This window comes from Methylobacterium sp. Leaf118, assembly GCF_920984675.1.
GTDB lineage: Bacteria > Pseudomonadota > Alphaproteobacteria > Rhizobiales > Beijerinckiaceae > Methylobacterium.
In genome coordinates this window covers 1-19,159 of record NZ_CAKLBV010000020.1, presented here as the reverse complement: position 1 = coordinate 19,159, position 19,159 = coordinate 1, and the positions used below count along the sequence as shown (strand labels likewise).

Sequence of the window (19,159 nt, the reverse complement as noted above, 5' to 3'; positions counted from 1 at the left end):
ATGATGCGTATCCTCCCAAGGATTCTCCATCATCACTCGCCTCGTGCCGCAAGCGGCACGGGGCCTTTTGCATGCTAGGTGAGTGCGTCAGGGTGTGGGTACACCGTTCCCTTGAAGCTACGAGGCAGAAGGGGACAGCCATCGTGCAGTTTCCGGTGCTGTAGGCTGATCCTAGACTCGCTCGTGTAGCTGCCGGTCGTTACCACCATGCCGTGACAGCTTGGACACCGTTTCAGGCTGTCTCGATGAGCTTGGTGGGCCTTATCTGCTGGAACCCTCACCCAGGTGCTGTCGATCTTGACCTCACAAGTTGGGGCAGAGCGTTTATTCATTCCTTACCCTGCCATGCGGCGGTGCCTGCACCAAAACAGCACCCGCGTTCGTCCGGTCGAAATTTAAGACCTCCGATTTCACGCTACACCAAGATGATTTAAAGCGGCCACCAAAATCGAAACCGAATTGTTGTGTAGGTAGCCGGCGCCAGAGACGGATTTTTGTTGCCCGGCATCCTGAACGTCGTCATGCTAGGGGTCCAGTCCTCAGCCGCAGCCGGCGTCCACGAGCGCGTGTGATCAGGCGGGGAAAGTGACCGTCGCAAGAGCCGATAAGGCACCGATGGGTCTCGGGTGTTGGGCCTACAAAAAAGGCCGCTTTACCCTGAGAGGGAAGTTTTGCCCAAATTCCTGGGCTTTCGCTAACACCAGTTTCGTTCTGAGGAACGTCAAAGTTCCGCCTCCGGCACTCGACCGGAGCGGACCCGCAGCGGCGCGAGCCGACTGCTTTATGAGCCCGCTCGCTGTGAGCGGGCTTTTCGTTGGGCGAAACGCACCGAACGATGTCCGAGCAGCTTACGGGCTGGCTTCAGGTCGTCATCGGGGTCGTGGCTCTGTTGCTACCTTTCCTTCCGGTCCTGCGGAAATCGAACCAGCGCCACGTGCGCACGGTCCGGCACTCGCACTGGAAGATCGGCGGCATCGAGCGCACGCGCCTCGACCTGACCGACGACAGCCAGTCCTAGCGCGCCGCCCGCCGGCCGGCGGGCCCACCCAGTCGAAGAGAACCGCCGCAGGCACACAGGATGCACGCCGGTCTTATGTATGATAATGTCCTTTATCATACGTAAGGAGGGGGCATGCGGGTCACGTTCGACAGCAACGTATGGGAGTTTATCGTGCGACCTGAGGCGCACCGAAAAAACCCGCATTATGACGATTTTTCCACTGTCCACGGCGCTATTAAGTCGGGACGTATCAAGCCATTTATTTCTGAAACGTTTGCAACAGTTGAGGCAATTAAGCGCAGAGTTCGCTTTGAGTACCTAGAGGACCGTCCTATTCCGATCAAAATTGAACATGAGAAAAGCGACGAGCGTCGCATAAATAGCACCATATCTATTATTGCTGATCCTGATGCCCATCCGGGATTGATGCCTATTCTAAAGGATAGATTATCCGAGGCTTTTGCGCTCGGCTTCAAAATAATACCGTCAACCAGATTGGGAACGTTGCGTCCTCCCGAATTGCAGCGCGAAGAGCATCGCATTGAGCTTACGGATGAACATCGCAAAAATATATGGGTGCTTATGCAAAAGATAGATGATGCCTGTAGCGCCATCGAAAGGCGAGGTGTCGGCATGTCTCAACTTGTTGAGATAGCAAAAAGGATACAAGCCCGTCTCAATATGCAAGATGTAGCTTGGTTTGATGGCTTGAATCGTGCGCGTGACGAAGCTGAAAAGGGAAAGATCGCACTCGCGTTCTCAGAGTGGGCGGATGGTGATAGTGTTGCTTTGCATATAGGCTATGAATTGGATGTGTTCTGTACGCATGATAAGGCAAAGCCAGGGCGGCCGTCTGTTTTTGATCAACAAAATCGAGACTGGCTTTCTAAAATATATCATGTGAGATTTATGAGTATTGGTGAATTGGCGGCGGCAGTCAAAGGATGAATCAGCTCGCCACTTTCAATAGCTACCCCGCCCCTGCCCTGGTGGCAGCGGCGGGCGACCACGCCGCCTACCGCTTCCTGGAATTCTTCGCGGCGCAGATCAGGAACTCCAACACCCGCCGGGCCTACGCCAAAGCGGTTGTCGAGTTCTGCGCCTGGATGGAGGGACACGGCCTTGCGTCGATTGCCGCCGTGTCCTCGGTCCACATCGCCGCCTACGTGGAGGAATTGGGGCGCACCCAAAGTGCCCCGACCGTCAAGCTGCGTCTCGCCGCAATCCGCATGATGTTTGACTGGCTGGCGACCGGTGGCGTGTTGCCGTTCAACCCGGCGACTGCGGTACGCGGCCCGAAGCATGTGGTCAAACGGGGAAAGACGCCGGTCCTTGCGCCGGATGAGGCCCGCGCGATCCTTGATGCCATCGACACGAGCACGCCCATCGGGCTTCGAGACCGTGCGTTGATCGGATTGATGGTCTACACTTTCGCGCGGATCGGGGCCGCCACTGCGATGCGGGTCGAGGACGTCTATATCCAGCAGCGCCGCATATGGGTGCGCCTTCACGAGAAGGGCGGCAAGGCGGTTGACCTCCCCTGCCACCACAATCTCGAAACATACCTGCACGCCTACTTGGATGGGGCCGGGATCGCGAGCGACGGTGACGGGCCGTTGTTTCGTACGGTCGGTCGAGGCACGAGAATGCTGACCCGTTCAGCTCTGCCCAGCGCCAATGCATATGCGATGATTCAGCGAAGAGCGAAAGCAGCCGGGATAGAAACAAAAGTCGGCAATCATACCTTTCGGGCAACCGGGATTACCGCATATCTTAAAAACGGCGGCACATTGGAGCGGGCAGCTGTGATCGCAAATCATGCCTCGACGCGCACCACCCAACTTTATGATAGACGATCCAACGATGTGAACTTAGACGAAATTGAGCGTATTTCGATTTGATTTTGGAAATTTGCGTCATTTGGGAAATTCAAGTTCAGATAGGTGTTTTATTGAAATAATACAGTGAATCCAAGGAACTAGTATTTATATATACACAGCAATGCCGCGAAATGCAGGAAAACCGAACCGATACGTCCCAAGACGGGCTTTCAACCGGCTTCGATGTCATTGAGAGTGCAGCTTGCACGGGGAGCGTAGCCAATCTATAAGTTGCTTAGCGATACAAATTTAGACCGAGTTGGAGCAAGTCATTGTCTACCGAAGACATTGAAGCGATCAAGCAAATCATCGCTGAGTGTAAAGATAGAGATCAGAACGAAGCAACCACCCGCCATCGAATAATTGACGTGGTTTTGCATGATTATTTAAAGTGGCCGCGCAATAGAACGGCTACAGAGGAGTTTATTGCCCCTGGTTATGCGGATTACGTTTTGAAAAAAAGCAATGGAGATGATATGCTATTTATCGAGGCAAAAAAAGAAGGTGTTTATTTCGAGCTGCCACACGCCTATACGGACCATGAGACGTGTTGTTACATCAGTATTTCAAAACTCTTATCTGATGCTAATATCAAGGCCGCCATCAATCAAGTGAGAACTTACTGCTTCGATACTGGTTGTGAACATGCCTGCATCACGAATGGACACGAATGGATTTTTTTTAAAACGTTCGAAAAAGGAAAAAAATGGGATAAATCCAATGCCTTCGTCATCAGAAGCCTACATTTTTTTGTTGCCGAGCCAATAAGAGCCTATAACTCCTTTTCCTTTACATCAATCACTGAAAAGCTATCGCTCTCATCACTTTTAAATGCTAGCCCATCCTCGGATAGGCCGATCTATTTTCCGAAAGATAAAATCAATTCGTATTCCCATTCGATCAGCGCAAATAAGCTGGCGGGGACACTGAGGCCAATTGTTAACTATTATTTTGGCGTTATTAGCGACAATGATACTGAATTTATGGATAAATGTTATGTTTCTCAAAGGGATTATCAGCAGACTTCCGATGGAATGCGTACGATCTTACATGACTCTTTGACTCCTTACTTTGCCGAATATGGCGTCCAGCAATTAGACGATACTGGAAAAGGTGGCCGAATTGGTGGACGTATTACTAAAAATCTCAAGCACAGCCGCCGAAATGAGGTTCTGGTTTTGTTCGGAGGTAAGGGATCGGGAAAGTCTACCTTCTTAAAGCGTTTGTTATTCCATAAAACACCGCGGTGGCTGCATGATCACGCTGTAATCGCAATTGTTGATTTGCTTAATGTCCCAGAAGATAGAAAGCTGATACGGACGCATATTTGGACAAATCTCGTTAATCAGCTTGATAAAGACGGTATACTTTCGGATACTAGAGAGCGCCTCATCGAGCTTTTCAAAGATCGCTTCAAAATTGCAAGCAACCAAGAACTATTTGGATTGTCCCATGAATCTGAACGCTATAATATGAAATTAAACGATTTGATTTCTCGGTGGAAGGCGGATCATGCGTACTGCGCGATGTGCCTCATAAAATATTGGGAAGCAAAAGGTTGCGGCGCAGTAATTGTTGTAGATAATACGGATCAATATTCGTCCAACATTCAGGACTACTGCTTTTCATCTGCGCAGGAAATATCCGATATGCTCAAGTGCATGACGATCATATCGATGCGAGAAGAAAGATTTTACAACTCTAAAATTCACGGGTTGCTTGACGCTTTCCAAAATTCAGGATTCCATATTAGTTCGCCACGTCCTTCCGAAGTATTTAGAAAACGCCTTGAGTATACGATATTTTTGTTAGAAAGCCCAAGAAGAAGGGGTGACCGATTTGGCGAGATTGATAGTGTGCATGCGGCTGAATGTACCAAATATCTTCGTATCATTTTGCGCGAGTTCGGCAGCGAAAGGTCGCCGCTTGGCAGCTTTCTAACTGCTTGCGCCCACGGGGATACTCGTTTGTCCTTGGATTTATTCAGGAGTTTTGTTTTATCAGGCTACACGAACGTCGATGAGATGCTAGCCTCCGGACACTGGGTATTTCAAATTCATCAAGTCATCAAGCCTGTCATGATACCTACAAGGTACTTTTACGATGAAGGTTTTAGTAACATACCAAATATCTACCAAATCCGCCACGCACGCAATGGCTCCCATTATACAGCACTTCGCATATTGAGACGGCTTGCTAAATCTACGAACGCTGTGAATTATTCCTACGTTCCAATATCTGAGCTGCTTTCATACTTCATCGAAACGTTTTCAATGCCCGATGATTTCACTGCGAATGTCGATGTCTTGCTTAAGCACGGCTTTGTTGAGGCGAGTAATAGAATTGATATTTATACAGAAAACGTTGACGCTGTAAAAATCACAAATTACGGCCTGTATATGCTCAAGAGCCTGTTTTCAGATATGACATATCTCGACTTGGTCTCGACGGACTGCGGACTCTATTCTGAGCTTGCCGCCAACTCAATTATTGAAGATGCTCGAATTGAGTTTGGAATGTTTATGAGAAGGGAAAGACTTCAGAGAGTAAAAATTCGCGTTGAGCGAGTTGGCAATTTCATTGAGTATCTTGCTGAGGAGGAATCTCGTGAAAAACAGTCGTATTCGTTAGGGATGCCAGAGGAAGACATGTTTACTTATAAAATAAAAAGAGCCTATGAATTTGACAAAGAGCGCGTGCTTGAAAGTGCGCGCAAACAGCGACACTGAAAAACTTTTGCTTTAGTCTGATAGAATCGCAATAAATCGGCTTGAATTTGCTGTAATTCAATTAGGCTAAGGCAAATTTCCCGTATATAAGCGCGGAACCAGCGTTGACTCTGCGAGTCTTGCTTGTCGGGAATAAGCGTTTTGCGAACTGGCAGCTGAAGCTTGATCCGGCGATGCGAGCAGTTTCATGAGAATAAGTGCACACACTAGCGTACTACACGACAGACTTTTGCAAAACCACGTTTCTTGCGTCGCGGACACCGGAGTGGAACACATGGGGCCTTCGGGGCACCTGCATTGCGTTGTTATCGTTGGATTTTCTTGGCGTGGAGGCTAGTCCTTTCCTGGGCACCAACCGCAGAAGTCGGCCATGCTGCTATTGTCATATGCTCCCCAGAAGCAGCACTGATTCGTGGGCTGAATGACCCTGTGACATTCGTTGCGCCCTGCAGTACGTATCCTCAAGTTTCGCATCCGCTAGTGACATGCACGGACAGGTCGCGGACCGTCGTTGCGCCATGTTATCTAATTACCGCGCTTCGTTTATGCAATTCGCGATTTGCACCGGCACGATACCGTACGCGGGCAGCGCCGCCCTTATGGTGTCTGCGATGTACGAGGGTGAAAGGTGCGCATAATGGCGCTCGGTCATCCGGGTGTCGGAATGTCCGAGTTGTTTGGCGATGACGCCCATGGGCACGCCTTTCATCGCCAGGGCGCTGGCGTAGGTGTGGCGCAAGATGTGAAAAGTTACCGGCGGTTCAATTGCCGCGCTTTTCGAAGCTGCTATGAGCGGCCGCTGCTGGTGGGATGCGCCCCACGGCTTGCCATCCGAACGGGCGAATATCAACTCACCCGGTGCCCTGACCTGAATCAGGTCGGCAAACACCTGCCGCCCTTCATCGTTGAGCGTCACGTGACGTGGCTTACCCGACTTCGACTGCCGAATGACAACCGTTCCTGCCTTGGAATCGAAATCGGAAACGCGCAGACGGATCAACTCACCGTACCGGCAACCCGTCATAAGAGCCCCGTGCACGAGGGCGCGAAAGGGGGGCTCGCAGGCATTAGCCAAGCGTAGTGAATCCGCCGGATTCAAATACCGAACGACGGCTGAGTCTGCTGAGCGAAACGGCTTCACGCGGCGCCACGGTTCGTCCGACCCAACCTTTCCTTCTTGGAACGCATGATTCAACGCGGCCTTTAGGATCGTGAGCAAGCGATTGGCGGTAGAGCATCGCGCCCGAACCGCCTCCCGGTCGCTACGATCAACCGGCTCTGTGACACGCTGTAGGGCCCCTGCCTTCGTCCTTCGAAGTTTTGGCGCGTCGGCCACGTGCGCGTGCCACGCACTGATGCGTTTGGCCGTGAGGCGGCCGATCTCGATCTTACCGAGTTCGGGGGTGATTCGGGCCGCCGCCGCATAGCGGTCGGCCCGAACGCCACTTGAGCCGCGCCGCTCGCGGGCGGCGAGGTGATCGTCGATAGCCATAGCAACGGTGTATGGGCCGTCGCTTGCTTCGATGTGACCGGCGATCTCACGAGCCTTACGGGTGAAGAACTCCCGAGCCCGCTCCTGGGCCTGCGTGAAGGAGAAGACGGTTAGGCCGTCTGGGTCGCGGCTGTCGTCGGCAGCACCCAGCGACTCGTAGTGCTGCTGGGTGCCTTCACGCATGCGCGCGATCCACGTGCCCCCCTTCTTTCCCTTCCGATATCCGATGGCGCAGCCAGTCGAGATCATGGTCCAGAATGGTTCGGGTCGGACGGGCAGCTTGGAGCGGGCCGACCGGGTGTTGATCTTCGGATTGTCGATGGCGCGGGCCATGCCTCCGCCTCCGTACGGAAAATATACGGACGAGATGTAGGCGAATGCACGCGGACAGGCAAGAACTAATTCCGTTTAATTACAACGCCTTAGTCCGTCCGCCAGTGTTCGCCAACGTCCGATTTACCCCCTGATACCCCCCTCTCACGGCGAAAACAGGGGTTCGATTCCCCTTGGGAGCGCCACCGGCTTTTACAAGTCATTGCCTTGCCTCTGACTTTCGGGACAATCCCAAAACCTTCACGATGTGGTTTGGGCAGGTTTGTTCGTCGTCCACCCCTCCAGCTTTGTGATCGCGCCCGTCGATAGGCCTGCTCTGTCGGCCTCGCGGGTGTCGCGTTCGGCCTCGGCGAGGGTGCTGTGACCGAGTATGGCCATGATGTCGTGGGGAGTGCATCCCGCTTCGGGGAGACGGCGCCCGGCGGCCTTGCGAAGGCCATGCGGCTGTAGGTCGAGCGGCAAAACCGCGGCGATGATGGCGTCCCGCATGAACCCCGAATAGCCATCGACCGAGAACGGCTTGCCGTATCGGCACCGGGGCAACGGGATCGCCCCCGGCCGCGTCGCGGAGGCGCGACGACGGGTCGGGACTGAGGCTCACGCCGGGCCGCCGAACGCCGGTCGAGGGGATGCACGCGGCGGTGCTCCCGCATGGACGGTGCCCACAACGACACCCCGGCGGCGTCCCGGAGGCCGCCGGGCGAAGGGACGGGAGGATTGCGGGCGATCGTCCCTGGCCTGCGAAAATTCAGGCGGAGCACCAGTGCGCCAAGCCGAGCCTTTCCGCATCGGTGGACGGCGGTTTGACAACCGTGACCGCTTGGCCGATCCTCCATCTATCATGCCGTTTTACGTGATCCACAATCGCGGTCTGCTCCGGGCAGGCAACCTGATCGCGGGCCAGTAGCCCCGAGCCGACGGCGCGTATCCGCCCGTCCCGCTCGGGGTTGTCGGGACGGCTTCAGCGAAGCGCCCGATCGTCGGCCGAGAGGCCCGACGCCATCCCATCCAGAACCATGGAACGCAGGTCCGCGGCGCCCGATGCCGTCGGACCTCCGCGTCCGCGCGGCCACGAAGCCGCGGCGCCGGCCTCGTGGCCGCGCAGGAGGCCCCTCCATGACCGACGACCGACCCGAACCACGGCCCAGCCCGGAACCGGACACCCCGGACGCGCGGGAGCGGACGATCGTCCCTCTGCGGCGGCCGCAACCGACCCCCCCGCCCGTGCCGGCGGGCACGGACGATGACGACCCTGGCCCCCGCGCGGCCTGAGCGAGGATTGGCGAGATGGACACGATGAGGAAGGCCGCAGGCGGCAGGAGCCTGCCGAAGATCAAGGTGACGGCGGAGGACCGCGAGCGCTTGGCCGGCCTGGCATCCGCCGCCATGGACCGCATGCCGGATCTGGCGAGCTACCTGTCGGACGAACTCGACCGGGCGCAGGTCGTGCGCAGCGGACGATCGACCACCGGGTTCGTCCGGATGGGCTGCGCGGTCGAGTTCCGTGACGACACGACGGGCAAGGTCCAGGCGGTGACCCTGGTCTACCCGGGCGAGGCCGACATCGCGCAGGGGAGAATCTCGGTGCTGACGCCGGTCGGCGCCGCCCTGCTCGGCCTGAGCACGGGTCAGTCCATCGACTGGGCCACCCGTACGGGCGCGGCCAAGCGCCTGACCGTGCTCGACATACGCGAGCCGGCCTTCGCCTGAACCGCGCGGGTCCGCCCTTCCTGCCACCGCTCCCGACGAGTGTCCGATGCCCGAGCCCGCAAGCCTCGAAGATGGCCCGCCGCTGATCCTCCCGACGACGGACCTGCTGTCGCTGCGGGCGGTCGTCACCGCGACCCGGCCGCCGGATCCCCAGGCTGCGGTCGCGGCCTGGCTGGCGGAGGAACTCGACCGCGCCGCGGTGGTCGCGCCGGAGGTGTTGCCGCCGCGCGTGGTGACCCTGCACGCGACGGTCTCCCACCGGAACGACGTCACCGACCCGATCGGATGCGTGACGCGCGTCTATCACGGCGAGGAGGACGCCGACGACCATGCCGTCTCGGTCCTGTCGCCGGTCGGGGCTGCCCTCATCGGCCTGTCCGAAGGCAATCGGTCCGCTGGCGCGCCCCGTCGGGGGGCTTTCGCGGCCTGACCGCCCTGCGGGTCCTGTTCCAGCCTTATGGGGCCGCCGCGCGCAACGGTCCCTAGGACCGGGAGCGGCCGCTCCTGCGAAGCCATGCCCGGGCCGGCCCTTCCCGCTGGGCGCGGATGCTGGCCATCCGCAAGACGGCCGGCACGCGCGGCGCCGGAGCGCGACGCTCAGGGGTTGCGCGCCCGCGCCTCGTGCACGGCCCGCCGCAGGACGCGGGACAGGTCCGTCACCGAGTACGGCTTGCGCAGCAAATCGAAGCCGTGCGTGCCCTCGGCGGCGAGCACGTCGCTGTATCCGGAGGTCAGCACGACCGGAATCGCAGGGTACCTGCGACGGATCTCAGCCGCGAGTTCGACCCCGTTCATGCCCGGCATCACCACGTCCGAGAACACCACCTCGAACCCGGAGGGCGCGCGCTCGATTTCCTCGAGCGCCGCCGCAGCGTCCTTCGCCCACACCGTGGCGTATCCGAGTTCGCGCAGGGCCTGCTGCGCGAAGGCCCCGACGTCGAGGTTGTCCTCGACGACGAGGACGCGGGTGCCGTGGCCTTCGGCAAGCGCCTCCGGTTCCGCGACCGGCCCCGCGGCATCGGCGGCATCGGCCGAGACGCGGGGGAGGAAGAGCGTGAAGGTCGTGCCCTTGCCACGCTCGCTCTCGACGACGATCTCGCCGCCGGACTGCTTGGCGAACCCGAACACCTGGCTCAGCCCGAGCCCCGTGCCCTGTCCGACCCCCTTGGTCGTGAAGAAGGGCTCGAAGATCCGCTCTAAGTTCTCGGGCGCGATGCCGGCGCCGGTGTCGGAGATCGAGACCGCCACGAAGTCGCCCCAGCGGGCGAGATGCGTCCTGACGGACGGGATCCTGTCGGTGCGAGCCAGCCGGATGCGCAGGCGGCCCTCGCCGTCCATGGCGTCGCGGGCGTTGACCACGAGGTTGACCAGCGCGGTGTCGAACTGGCTCGGGTCGGCGCTGACATGGAGGTCCTGCGGCCCTCCACGCGGCAGGTCGAGCTCGATTTGGACACGCGCACCCGTGAGCGTCCTCACCATGTCGGACACCGCGACCACCGCGCGATCGGCCGCGAAGGTCTCGGGCCGGAGCGCCTGCCGACGGGCGAATGCCAGGAGCTGTGCGGTGAGCTTCGCGGCGCGGTCCACGGTGTCCGAGATGGCGCCGACATAGCGCTGCCGTCGCTCCTCGGCCAGGTTGGGCCGCTTCAAGAGGTCGGTCGAGGACTTGATGACCGTCAGCAGGTTGTTGAAATCATGGGCCACGCCCCCTGTCAGTTGCCCCACGGCCTCCAGCTTCTGCGACTGCCGCAATTGCTCCTCGAGGGCGCGGCGTTCGTTGACGTCGCGACCGGCGGCGTAGAAATGGTCGCCTCTCGGGATGGCGTTCCAGGATACCCACCGATAGCCACCGTCCCGCTGGCGGAGGCGCACGTCGACGTCGTCCAGGGCAAGGCCGGACCCGACCCGCTCGAAGGCCCTGGCGGCACTGGCCAGGTCCTCGGGGTGCACGAAGGCGTCGAAGCGCGCGCCCACGACCTCGCCGAGGTCCCAACCGAGCATCTCGGTCCAGGCGGCGTTCACCTTCCGGAACATGCCGTCGAGCCCGCAGACCGCGAAGAGGTCGCGGCTGGCGCGCCAGACCATGTCGCGCTCGTCCGCGCGTTCCTGCGCGGCGGCCTCGAGGTGGGCTTCGAGACGTCGCCGGTCCGTGATGTCGTTGAACAGGACGGCGACGCGGTGCTGCTCGGGTTCGCCCACGCGCAGGGCGTGGACGTCGTACCAGCGCCCGAGGGCCACGGCGCCGCTCTCGAACCGGACGGCCCGGCCCGTCTGGGCGACCTCCCCGTAGGTGTCGAACCACGAACGTTCATGGCCGGGCGCGAGATCGGTCATCCAGCGGCCGACGGCATCCCGCAGACCCGTCTGGGCCTCGAAGGCCGGGTTCACCTCGACGAAGCGGTAATCGACTGCCCGTCCCTCCACGTCGAAGCGCATCTCGATGATGCAGAAGCCGCTGTCGACGGCGTTGAAAAGGGCACGGTAGCGCGCCTCGCTCTCGGCGAGCACGCCCTGGGCGGTCCGGAAGCGGGTGACGTCGAGCTGGCTCGCGAAGAAGTACCGGAGATGGCCGTCGGGGTCGAAGACCGGGCTGACGTAGAGCTCGTTGCGGAAGGGCGTCCCGTCGCGGTGGTAGTTCAGGATCTCGACGACGACGTCGCGCCGGCCCGCGATGGCGTCGCGGACCTTGGCCACGTCCGCCGGGTCGGTGCCCGGCCCCTGAAGGAAGCGGCAATTGCGCCCGATCAGCGCGGCGGCGTCGTACCCGCACAGGTTCTGGAAGGCACGATTGGCGAAGACGATGGGGTTATCGGGCAGGTGGGGGTCGGTGATGATCTGCGGCATGCGGGTTTTCTCCGCCGCCGTGAACAGGAGGTCGGTCGAGGCCGCGGAGGTGCGCTGCTCCCGCTCCGGCCGGCGCAGGCCGTCTCGCCGCTCGGCCTCCAGCATCGCCACGCGGGCTTCGAGCGCGCGCTCGCGTCCTTGCAGCCTCTCGATCTCGGCGTTCATGGCCCTCCTCGGTCATTCGGGTGGATATCGGCGGCGGCGGCGAGGGACAACGCCGAACATCCGGACCGGCGCCACCGTATCGACGCAGGGCGGCTTTTCCGGAGCGAGCGCCCGCGACGCGCCGGTCTCTGCTCTCAGTCGCCGGGATTTCCTCGGTGACTTCGGCCGCCCGCCGCCCGAAGCCGCCCTGACCGTTCAACCCACTCCGTCCTGAGAGCGGACACTGGGCGTCCAGCGCGACCGTGGCCGATCCCGTCACTTCGCCGCGGGACACCGCGCGGTGAGCTTGTTGCCATCCGGATCGCGCAGATAGGCCGCGAAGGCGCCGTTCGGGCGCTCGCCGGGTGTGCCCTCGATCGCGATCCCACCCTGCGCAAGGCCGGCCTTGTGCCACGCGAGAACGTCGTCTCGGCTTGCCGCGGCGAGACCGATCGTCCCCCCATTGGCCGCGGTCGCCGGCTTGCCGTCGATCGGCCTCGTGATCATCAGCCGCCCGCCGTCGTGGGTATAGATCAACCGGCCTCTCGCATCCATCTTGCCGGGCTTGCCGCCCAACGCCGCGAATGTCGCGTCATAGAAGTCTCTGGCCCGATCGAGGTCGTTGCTGCCGATCATGATGTGCGTGAACATCGTCGTCTGTCCCTTGGCTCAGTCTCGACGGTCGTCGGACCCGCTCTCGCCGCGGATCCTCGCGGATTGATCGCGATTTCATCCCTTATCCGAACGTGAACGCAGAGGCTTTCACAGGAGGGTCTTGAAACTGTATCGCGACGCTGCGCTCCGCAACCGACCCGGACTGGCGGATCGGCGGGTAAAGCCGCGTTTCCGTCACGATGCCATCGCCGTCCGGCGTGATGTCGACGCCGTGGTCCGTCCCGGGCGGCTGTCCGTCGAGCGCTCCCCGGAAGCGAACCGGGCGCCCGTCCGCCCCGGGGCCAAGAACCGGGGCTTTGTACGCTTGGCCGAAATGGCCGAGATGGGGAAAGCCCTATCGCAGGGCCGCGTCCGTGACGGACCATGCCCCAGCGACAGCGGCCCGCAATTCGTCGTGGACCCGCTCCAGTCGCAGGTCCCGCAGAACGCTCGTCGGACTCATGCCGCGGGATGCCTGAAAGCCGCGATGGAGTGCTTTCGGGCTGATGCAGGCCGCCTGAGCCGGAGCAGGCTCGACCCCGCTCCGGCCCTTTCCCTCACACGAGGAAGATGTCGTCGAACGTGAGCGCGGCCTTGTTGTCGAGCATGGCGATCTTCACCTTGGCGCCGCTGCCCGAACCGTCGGCGTCGTAGAACAGCTCGCCGGTCGATTGCTTGTACAGGATGCGATCGTCGGCATCCGCCGTGCCGGTGGTGACGTTCTTGAACGCGTTCGGGTCGAGCGGTCCGGGGGCGAGCGTCGTGAAGAGGCTGCTCGAGAGCTGGATCGTGTCCTCGGTCGCGAAATCGGTGATGCGATCGATGTTGCCGGTGCCCGGCGCGTTGGCGAAGACGAAGGTGTCGGCCCCGCCCCGACCCGTCAGCACGTCGTTGCCCCAGCCGCCGTTGATCACGTTGGCGGCATTGTTGCCGATCAGGTTCTGGGCGAGCGCGTTGCCGGTCAGATGGATCGGGGCATCGCCCGCCGATTGGAGGATCCGCAGTTCCTCGATCTCCTGGCCGACCGACAGCGTGTAGTTCACGGTCGTCACGACCGAGTCCCAGCCGCCGCCCTTGCTCTCGACGATCTGGTCTCCGGCGTGGTCGACGAAGTAGGTGTCGCTGCCGGCGCCGCCGTGGAGGCTGTCGGCCCCGCCGCCGCCGTCGATGCGGTTGTTGCCGGCATCGCCCACGATCTTGTTCGCAAAGTCGTTGCCGGTCAGGGCGATGGTGGTCTTGGCGTCCTTGTCGACCGTCCGCAGTTCCTCGATCTCCTGACCCGCGGTCAGGGTGTGGGACACCGAGGTGATGACCAAATCCTTGCCGCCGCCCTTCGCCTCGAGCACCCGGTCACCCGCATTGTCGACGCGATAGGTGTCGCTGCCCAAGCCGCCGGACATCGTGTCGGCGCCGAGGCCGCCGTCGATGGTGTTGTTGCCCACGTTGCCGAACAACTTGTTGTTAAGCTTGTTGCCCACAAGACTCGCATTGAGCGAACCAAACAATTTGGCTTCTATGATCGCGTCCCGAGGAAGCCTCATGGATACGAAAGAAAATGCTTCTGTCTTTATGCCCGCAGCAATGTTCCATGTGGGGTTTTGCACGAAAGCGTAATTGCTAACGGATAGGTCATCATTTCTGTCGTATACATATTTTACGTATTCATCATACCTAGAAGTTCCAAAATAATCTTTCTGAGATGTGACGCGCCCAGATTGATACAAGTCGATCGCAATATGGCTCGTATCGAGATATGCATTGCCAGAAGAAATTACCCTATTCACGTCTCCGCCATTGAAAACTTGCAGAGCAAGACCCTGATACCCAGGCTCATGATTTCCGCTGTAGGTATGGTAGCGATCAAAAACGTTATTATTGACAATAATAGATCCGAATTCACTATTGTCCATCGTTCCAGCATATATGCCGCCGCTATCCAAAAACAAATTTTTGCTAATTACAGTGTTTCCGCCAGCTGGATACCATGCTCCAACTTTCTCACGCGAATTTGATATAACAGAATTGCTAAGATCAAGCGATCCATATCCCGTGCTCCCGAAGCCACCTTCATTGATTTGTGCAAATTCTATTTCTAACCGGCCGGTAAATGCGTAATTATCACTCAGATTTATTATTGTATTGTCGAGAAGTATCGGATCTATGGATGTTCCCTTAGCGATGAATCGTCCGTATGTCGCAATGCTATGACCGCCTCCCTCAATCTGAGCGCCGGGCATGATAGTCAGAGTTACTCCAGGAGCAATTTGCACGTCATCGGTGAGCGTCTTCACGCCCGGGCCCCAAACCGTATCCTTACGGATGATAATCATCTCGTCCCCGAAGCAATGCGTTTCCTGGCGCTCTCAGGCGCATCGCTCCGGTGTCGTAGACCTGTGGTTGAAAGATGGCGGCAAAAGCGTTGCCGGGGCATTCTGTGACGGCGTGACGGACGAGGCACATCGCGCGGCCGTTGACGCCCCGTCCGGTGGGTGGCCTCGACCCCGGACGTGCGATCGCCCCGGTGCTGAGCGCACATTCGCCGCCGGCCTCGCTCTTCGGCGGCGACCTTCGGCGGCGATGGTGCGGGGCCGGATCGGCCCCTATTCGCGGCGCATCAGCCCGTCGACGAAGAACGTCGACCAGAAGCCCGTCTTGAAGGTCGCCTTCAGGCGGTCCGGGTCGTAGTCGTGCTCGACCCAATCGATGAAGTCCTGCCCCTTCGGTTCGCCGGCCTTCAGGTATTCGGCGAAGAAGGCATCGATGATGCCGGTCTTGGCGAAGCGGAAATGCCCGTACCGCAACGACAACTGGCCGGCCGCCTCGCGCACCGGACGGCCTTCATGGAGGATCAGGAACAGGGCCGCCGCGAGGCCGGCCCGGTCGGCGCCCGATTTGCAATGCATCACCGCCGGATACGCGATGCTGTCGAAGAAGGACCGCGCGGCGAGCAGGGTCTCCTTCTTCGGGGCGTCGCGGGAATGCAGCATGAACTCGACCAGCGTGATCCCGAACCGGTCGCAGGCTTCCTTCTGGAGCTGCCAGGCGCCGTGATCGCGCACGCCGCGCAGGTTGACGATCGTGCGCACGCCCTTCGCCGCGAACTGCGCGATATGGTGCGGGGCCGGCTGCGCCGAACGCCAGAGCCGGCCCTCACACACGGTATGGAGGTTCAGATAGGCGAGGCGAAACACCCCGTAATCGACGAAGAGCATGTTGAACCAAGCACTGATCCGCCCGCGCATCCCCTCGATCGGACGATCCCAGCGGGCCACGCGCTGCAGCCGCAGGGCCGTGCGCGTCTCGGAGGACCGGAAGTGCTTGAGGAGGGACATGACGGGGGGCGAGGGCTCGGCGGGCAGGGTTCAGGTTTGCATCACGGCGGCGAACTCAAGGGGAGAGCCCGCGGCGGAAGCCCGTCCGGTCGGTCCAGAGGCCCCGCGCCTCGATCTCGGTGGTGGTCTTGATGAGGTCGGCGAAGGCGACGGACATCGCGATGGCGAAGCCCTGGCTGCCCCCCAGGAAATGCCGCCGCACGAGATAGGTGCGCAGGAAGACGATCGGACCGCCGAACACCAAGCGGCCGTAGAGCGCCCAGCGGCTCCGCAGACCGAGCGATTTCGGCGATGACATCACCGAATACTGGATGTTCTTCTCGGTGAGATGGCGCAGCGAGCGGGCGGAGTAATGGTGGATCGGATGCGTGAGCGTCCCGACCGGCTCGCCCTTCGTCTCCACGCTCTCGTGCACGGGCTTGTCCGAGAAGCGGCCCCGCGCCCGATGGTAGAGACGCACGGCCCGGTCCCGCCGCGAGGGCGCCGGCGCCGAACGGCCCGGATAGACCAGGGCGCGCGGCAGGGCATAGAACGACAGCGGCGGCGCGGACCGGAAGAGGCCGCGGATCTCCTCGGCGAGCTCGGGGGTCACCACCTCGTCGGCGTCGAGGTTCAAGACCCAGTCGTGCACGCATTCCGCCTCGGCCGCGCGCTTCTGCGGGCCGAACCCTTGCCAGGATCGCTGGACGACGCGCGCGCCGTAGCGGAGGGCGATCTCGCAGGTGCGGTCGCGGCTGCCGGAATCGACCACGACGATGTCGTCGACGAGCCCCGCGACACTCGCGAGGCAGGCCTCGATCACGTCTTCCTCATTGAGGGTAATCAGAAAGCAGGACACAGGCACCGGTCGCATCTGGGCCAGCTCAGAACTCATCCCGCGGATCTCTTCCGGACACGCCTTCGACCCTCTCGTCCGGCGCACGGATCGGCCGCGGATGGGGCGGCGGCAGAGCCCAAGGACGCGATCGACCCGACCAGCCATAGCGGCGCGGCCGGGAATGCACAAACGCCGGGCCCCCTCCTCTCCCTCCCCCGCATCCCTCGCCTGCGGCGGGCGAAGGCCGCCCGGCCGCTGCGGGCGCTCGCCTCGATCGCGATCAGGCGAGCTGCTGGCGCGCGAGCGTGGCGAACAGGCCGTTCCGGGCGAGGAGATCGGCATAGCGCCCCTCCTCGGCGACGCGGCCGTGATCGAGGACGTAGATCCGGTGGGCGTTCTGGATCGTCGAGAGACGGTGGGCGATGACGATCCGGGTCGCGTCGAGGCGCTCCAGGCCCTCGGAGACGATCTGCTGGGTGCGGTTGTCGAGGGCGCTGGTCGCCTCGTCGAAGAGCAGGATGCGCGGGCGGCGCACCACCGCGCGGGCGATCAGCAGGCGCTGGCGCTGGCCGCCGGACAGGAGGGCGCCGTCCTCGCCGACGAAGGTGTGCAGGCGCATCGGCATGGCCCGGATGTCGGCATCGAGTCCGGCCATGCGGGCGGCCTCCCAGGCCTCCGCCTCCGTCAGCGGCGCGCCGTTCAGGATGTTCTCCAGGAGCGTGCCGGTCATGGCGCGGCTGCTCTGGAGCACCACGCCCATCTGGCGGCGCACCGCGCGCAGGTCGAGGCTCGCCATCTCCTGGTCGTCGAAGAAGATCGAGCCGCTGGCCGGCGTCTCGAAGCCGAGCAGCAGGCGCATCAGGGTCGATTTCCCCGAGCCCGACGTGCCGACGATGCCGACGAACTCGCCGGGCCGCACGGTGAGGGAGACACCGTCGAGGATCGTCGGGCCGTCCGGCTGGTAGCGGAACACGACGTCGCTGATCTCGATGCCCCCGCGCAGGGTCCGCACGGCCCCCGTGCCGCCGGGGCTCTCCGGGGTCGCCTGGAGCAGCGGCGCGGCGCGTTCGTAGAGGGGGCGCAGCGCCATCAGCGCGGGCAGCGCCCCGCCCAGCGCCAGGGTGGCGCCCATGAACTGCCCGTAGGCGGCGTTGAAGGCGACGAAGCGCCCGATGCCGATCTCCAGGCCGCCGAGACCGACGATGCCGATCATCACCGCCGTGGCGGCGATGCCGAAGGCCGTCCCGAAGGCCGAGAAGCCCGCCGAGAGGCTCTGCTGCCGGAAATCGAGGGAGCGCCGCTCGATGAAGAGCGGCGCCCAACGGGCGAAACCGCGCGCCTCGGCCCCCGCGACCTTGAGCTTGGCGATGCCCTGGATCAGCTGAAGGGCCGTGGCCTGCAGCCGCCCCTCCGTTTCCAGGGCCCGCCGCCTCCAGGCCAGGACGCGCAGGTTGATCGCCACCATCAGGACGAGCTGGATCGCGACGAACCCGATCGCCACCAGGGCGAGGCGCCACTCGTAATAGAGGATCAGGGCGAGGCTCGAGAGGGAGAAGACGGCCGAGAGCAGGCTGTTGATCACCGTGCCGCCCACCGCATCGCGCATCTGGTTGACGGCGGCCGCGCGCATGGCGAGGTCGCCGGCCGCGTAGCGCCGGAAGAAGCCCGCGGGCAGCCGCAGCAGCCGGTCCCAGACGGCGCCTTCCAGATCGACGTTCAGGAGCGTGGCGAGGCGCAGCAGCAGGAAGCTGCGCACCAATTCGAAGACGATGCCGCCGAGCCCGAGGGCGGCGATGCCGGCGGCGAGCTGGAGCAATTCCGGACGCGAGGAGGACGGGATCACCGTCTCGAACAGGATCTCGGTCGCCATCGGCAGGACGAGGCTGAGGGCACTGCCGGCGAGCCCGATGAGCAGCACCGCGCCGAGGATCGGCCAGGCCAGCGGCCCGGCGAAGCGCAGGAGGGCGCGCCCGTCGATCGGCCCGTCGGGCAGGCGGCGTTGCAGCACGGTGCCGTGCTCGGCCAGGGTCGCGGCCTCCCGCTCCCCCACCCGGCGGAGGACGCCGCCGTCCCACAGGCGGTAACCGGCCCGCCAGCCGGTTCCGGGAAGGAGGGCGACCGGCGTGCCGTCGGCCTTGCGGGTGGCGAGCACCGGCTGCCCGCCCCGGCGCCACCAGCCGGCGGAGAGGCGGATCCGGCGCGGCCGCACGCCGGCCCAGGCGGC

The 19,159-nt window shown here is 61.7% G+C and carries 14 protein-coding genes and 2 pseudogenes; 6 read left to right on the top strand and 10 right to left on the bottom strand.

The window, feature by feature from the left end; genetic code table 11:
* Nucleotides 1-835: 835 nt before the first annotated feature.
* The 4 genes from LW587_RS10815 to LW587_RS10800 all read left to right on the top strand — a co-directional run bounded on the left by LW587_RS10815 (nt 836) and on the right by LW587_RS10800 (nt 5,609).
* Nucleotides 836-1,018: a hypothetical protein gene (locus LW587_RS10815; protein WP_232629604.1), complete on the top strand. Its 183-nt coding sequence runs from the start codon at nt 836-838 to the stop codon at nt 1,016-1,018.
* A gap of 114 nt (nt 1,019-1,132) precedes the next feature.
* On the top strand, nt 1,133-1,948 hold the full coding sequence (locus LW587_RS10810) for a hypothetical protein (protein WP_232629603.1): 816 nt from the start codon (nt 1,133-1,135) through the stop codon (nt 1,946-1,948).
* Nucleotides 1,945-2,901, top strand: coding sequence for a tyrosine-type recombinase/integrase (locus tag LW587_RS10805; protein WP_232629602.1), 957 nt, complete (start codon nt 1,945-1,947; stop codon nt 2,899-2,901). Before LW587_RS10810 ends, LW587_RS10805 begins: the two co-directional genes overlap by 4 nt.
* 251 nt (nt 2,902-3,152) lie before the next feature.
* A complete protein-coding gene (locus tag LW587_RS10800; protein ID WP_232629601.1) occupies nt 3,153-5,609 on the top strand; it encodes a hypothetical protein in 2,457 nt (818 codons plus the stop codon).
* A 529-nt stretch (nt 5,610-6,138) separates the two neighbouring features.
* Here LW587_RS10800 and LW587_RS10795 read toward each other — a convergent pair.
* Nucleotides 6,139-7,434, bottom strand: a complete 1,296-nt coding sequence (locus LW587_RS10795) for a tyrosine-type recombinase/integrase (protein WP_232629600.1) — start codon at nt 7,432-7,434, stop codon at nt 6,139-6,141.
* Between the two features lie 240 nt (nt 7,435-7,674).
* The gene (locus tag LW587_RS10790; protein ID WP_232629599.1) at nt 7,675-7,923 is read right to left on the bottom strand and encodes a site-specific integrase; all 249 of its coding nucleotides are present in this window, start codon (nt 7,921-7,923) and stop codon (nt 7,675-7,677) included.
* Between the two features lie 798 nt (nt 7,924-8,721).
* Here LW587_RS10790 and rnk point away from each other — a divergent pair.
* Nucleotides 8,722-9,144: a nucleoside diphosphate kinase regulator gene (gene rnk / locus LW587_RS10785; protein WP_442919116.1), complete on the top strand. Its 423-nt coding sequence runs from the start codon at nt 8,722-8,724 to the stop codon at nt 9,142-9,144.
* Nucleotides 9,145-9,190: 46 nt separating this feature from the next.
* The gene (locus LW587_RS10780; RefSeq protein ID WP_232629597.1) at nt 9,191-9,574 is read left to right on the top strand and encodes a GreA/GreB family elongation factor; all 384 of its coding nucleotides are present in this window, start codon (nt 9,191-9,193) and stop codon (nt 9,572-9,574) included.
* 167 nt (nt 9,575-9,741) lie between these two features.
* Here LW587_RS10780 and LW587_RS10775 read toward each other — a convergent pair whose 3' ends face one another.
* The 8 genes and pseudogenes from LW587_RS10775 to LW587_RS10745 all read right to left on the bottom strand — a co-directional run.
* The gene (locus LW587_RS10775) at nt 9,742-12,153 is read right to left on the bottom strand and encodes a hybrid sensor histidine kinase/response regulator (protein ID WP_232629596.1); all 2,412 of its coding nucleotides are present in this window, start codon (nt 12,151-12,153) and stop codon (nt 9,742-9,744) included.
* Nucleotides 12,154-12,408: 255 nt separating this feature from the next.
* Nucleotides 12,409-12,783: a VOC family protein gene (locus LW587_RS10770; RefSeq protein ID WP_232629595.1), complete on the bottom strand. Its 375-nt coding sequence runs from the start codon at nt 12,781-12,783 to the stop codon at nt 12,409-12,411.
* Between the two features lie 85 nt (nt 12,784-12,868).
* Nucleotides 12,869-13,096: pseudogene (locus LW587_RS10765) on the bottom strand (cytochrome c biogenesis protein DipZ); the annotation flags it as partial.
* 45 nt (nt 13,097-13,141) lie between these two features.
* A pseudogene (locus tag LW587_RS24230) lies at nt 13,142-13,297 on the bottom strand (helix-turn-helix domain-containing protein); the annotation flags it as partial.
* Between the two features lie 46 nt (nt 13,298-13,343).
* The gene (locus LW587_RS10760; RefSeq protein WP_232629594.1) at nt 13,344-14,264 is read right to left on the bottom strand and encodes a calcium-binding protein; all 921 of its coding nucleotides are present in this window, start codon (nt 14,262-14,264) and stop codon (nt 13,344-13,346) included.
* Between the two features lie 1,122 nt (nt 14,265-15,386).
* A complete protein-coding gene (locus LW587_RS10755) occupies nt 15,387-16,118 on the bottom strand; it encodes a tyrosine-protein phosphatase (protein WP_232629593.1) in 732 nt (243 codons plus the stop codon).
* Nucleotides 16,119-16,173: 55 nt separating this feature from the next.
* Nucleotides 16,174-16,992: a glycosyltransferase family 2 protein gene (locus LW587_RS10750; protein ID WP_232629592.1), complete on the bottom strand. Its 819-nt coding sequence runs from the start codon at nt 16,990-16,992 to the stop codon at nt 16,174-16,176.
* A 223-nt stretch (nt 16,993-17,215) separates the two neighbouring features.
* The coding region (locus tag LW587_RS10745) for an NHLP bacteriocin export ABC transporter permease/ATPase subunit (RefSeq protein WP_232629591.1) at nt 17,216-19,159 on the bottom strand (1,944 nt) is incomplete at its 5' end.

What these genes read in the sequence shown, in the direction of transcription:
- LW587_RS10750 (WP_232629592.1), bottom strand. Translation starts at nt 16,992, where the DNA reads ATGAGTTCTGAGCTGGCCCAGATGCGACCGGTGCCTGTGTCCTGCTTT.
- LW587_RS10805 (WP_232629602.1), top strand. Translation starts at nt 1,945, where the DNA reads ATGAATCAGCTCGCCACTTTCAATAGCTACCCCGCCCCTGCCCTGGTG.
- LW587_RS10795 (WP_232629600.1), bottom strand. Translation starts at nt 7,434, where the DNA reads ATGGCCCGCGCCATCGACAATCCGAAGATCAACACCCGGTCGGCCCGC.
- LW587_RS10775 (WP_232629596.1), bottom strand. Translation starts at nt 12,153, where the DNA reads ATGAACGCCGAGATCGAGAGGCTGCAAGGACGCGAGCGCGCGCTCGAA.
- LW587_RS10790 (WP_232629599.1), bottom strand. Translation starts at nt 7,923, where the DNA reads ATGCGGGACGCCATCATCGCCGCGGTTTTGCCGCTCGACCTACAGCCG.
- LW587_RS10770 (WP_232629595.1), bottom strand. Translation starts at nt 12,783, where the DNA reads ATGTTCACGCACATCATGATCGGCAGCAACGACCTCGATCGGGCCAGA.
- rnk (WP_442919116.1), top strand. Translation starts at nt 8,722, where the DNA reads ATGGACACGATGAGGAAGGCCGCAGGCGGCAGGAGCCTGCCGAAGATC.
- LW587_RS10810 (WP_232629603.1), top strand. Translation starts at nt 1,133, where the DNA reads ATGCGGGTCACGTTCGACAGCAACGTATGGGAGTTTATCGTGCGACCT.
- LW587_RS10780 (WP_232629597.1), top strand. Translation starts at nt 9,191, where the DNA reads ATGCCCGAGCCCGCAAGCCTCGAAGATGGCCCGCCGCTGATCCTCCCG.
- LW587_RS10755 (WP_232629593.1), bottom strand. Translation starts at nt 16,118, where the DNA reads ATGTCCCTCCTCAAGCACTTCCGGTCCTCCGAGACGCGCACGGCCCTG.
- LW587_RS10815 (WP_232629604.1), top strand. Translation starts at nt 836, where the DNA reads ATGTCCGAGCAGCTTACGGGCTGGCTTCAGGTCGTCATCGGGGTCGTG.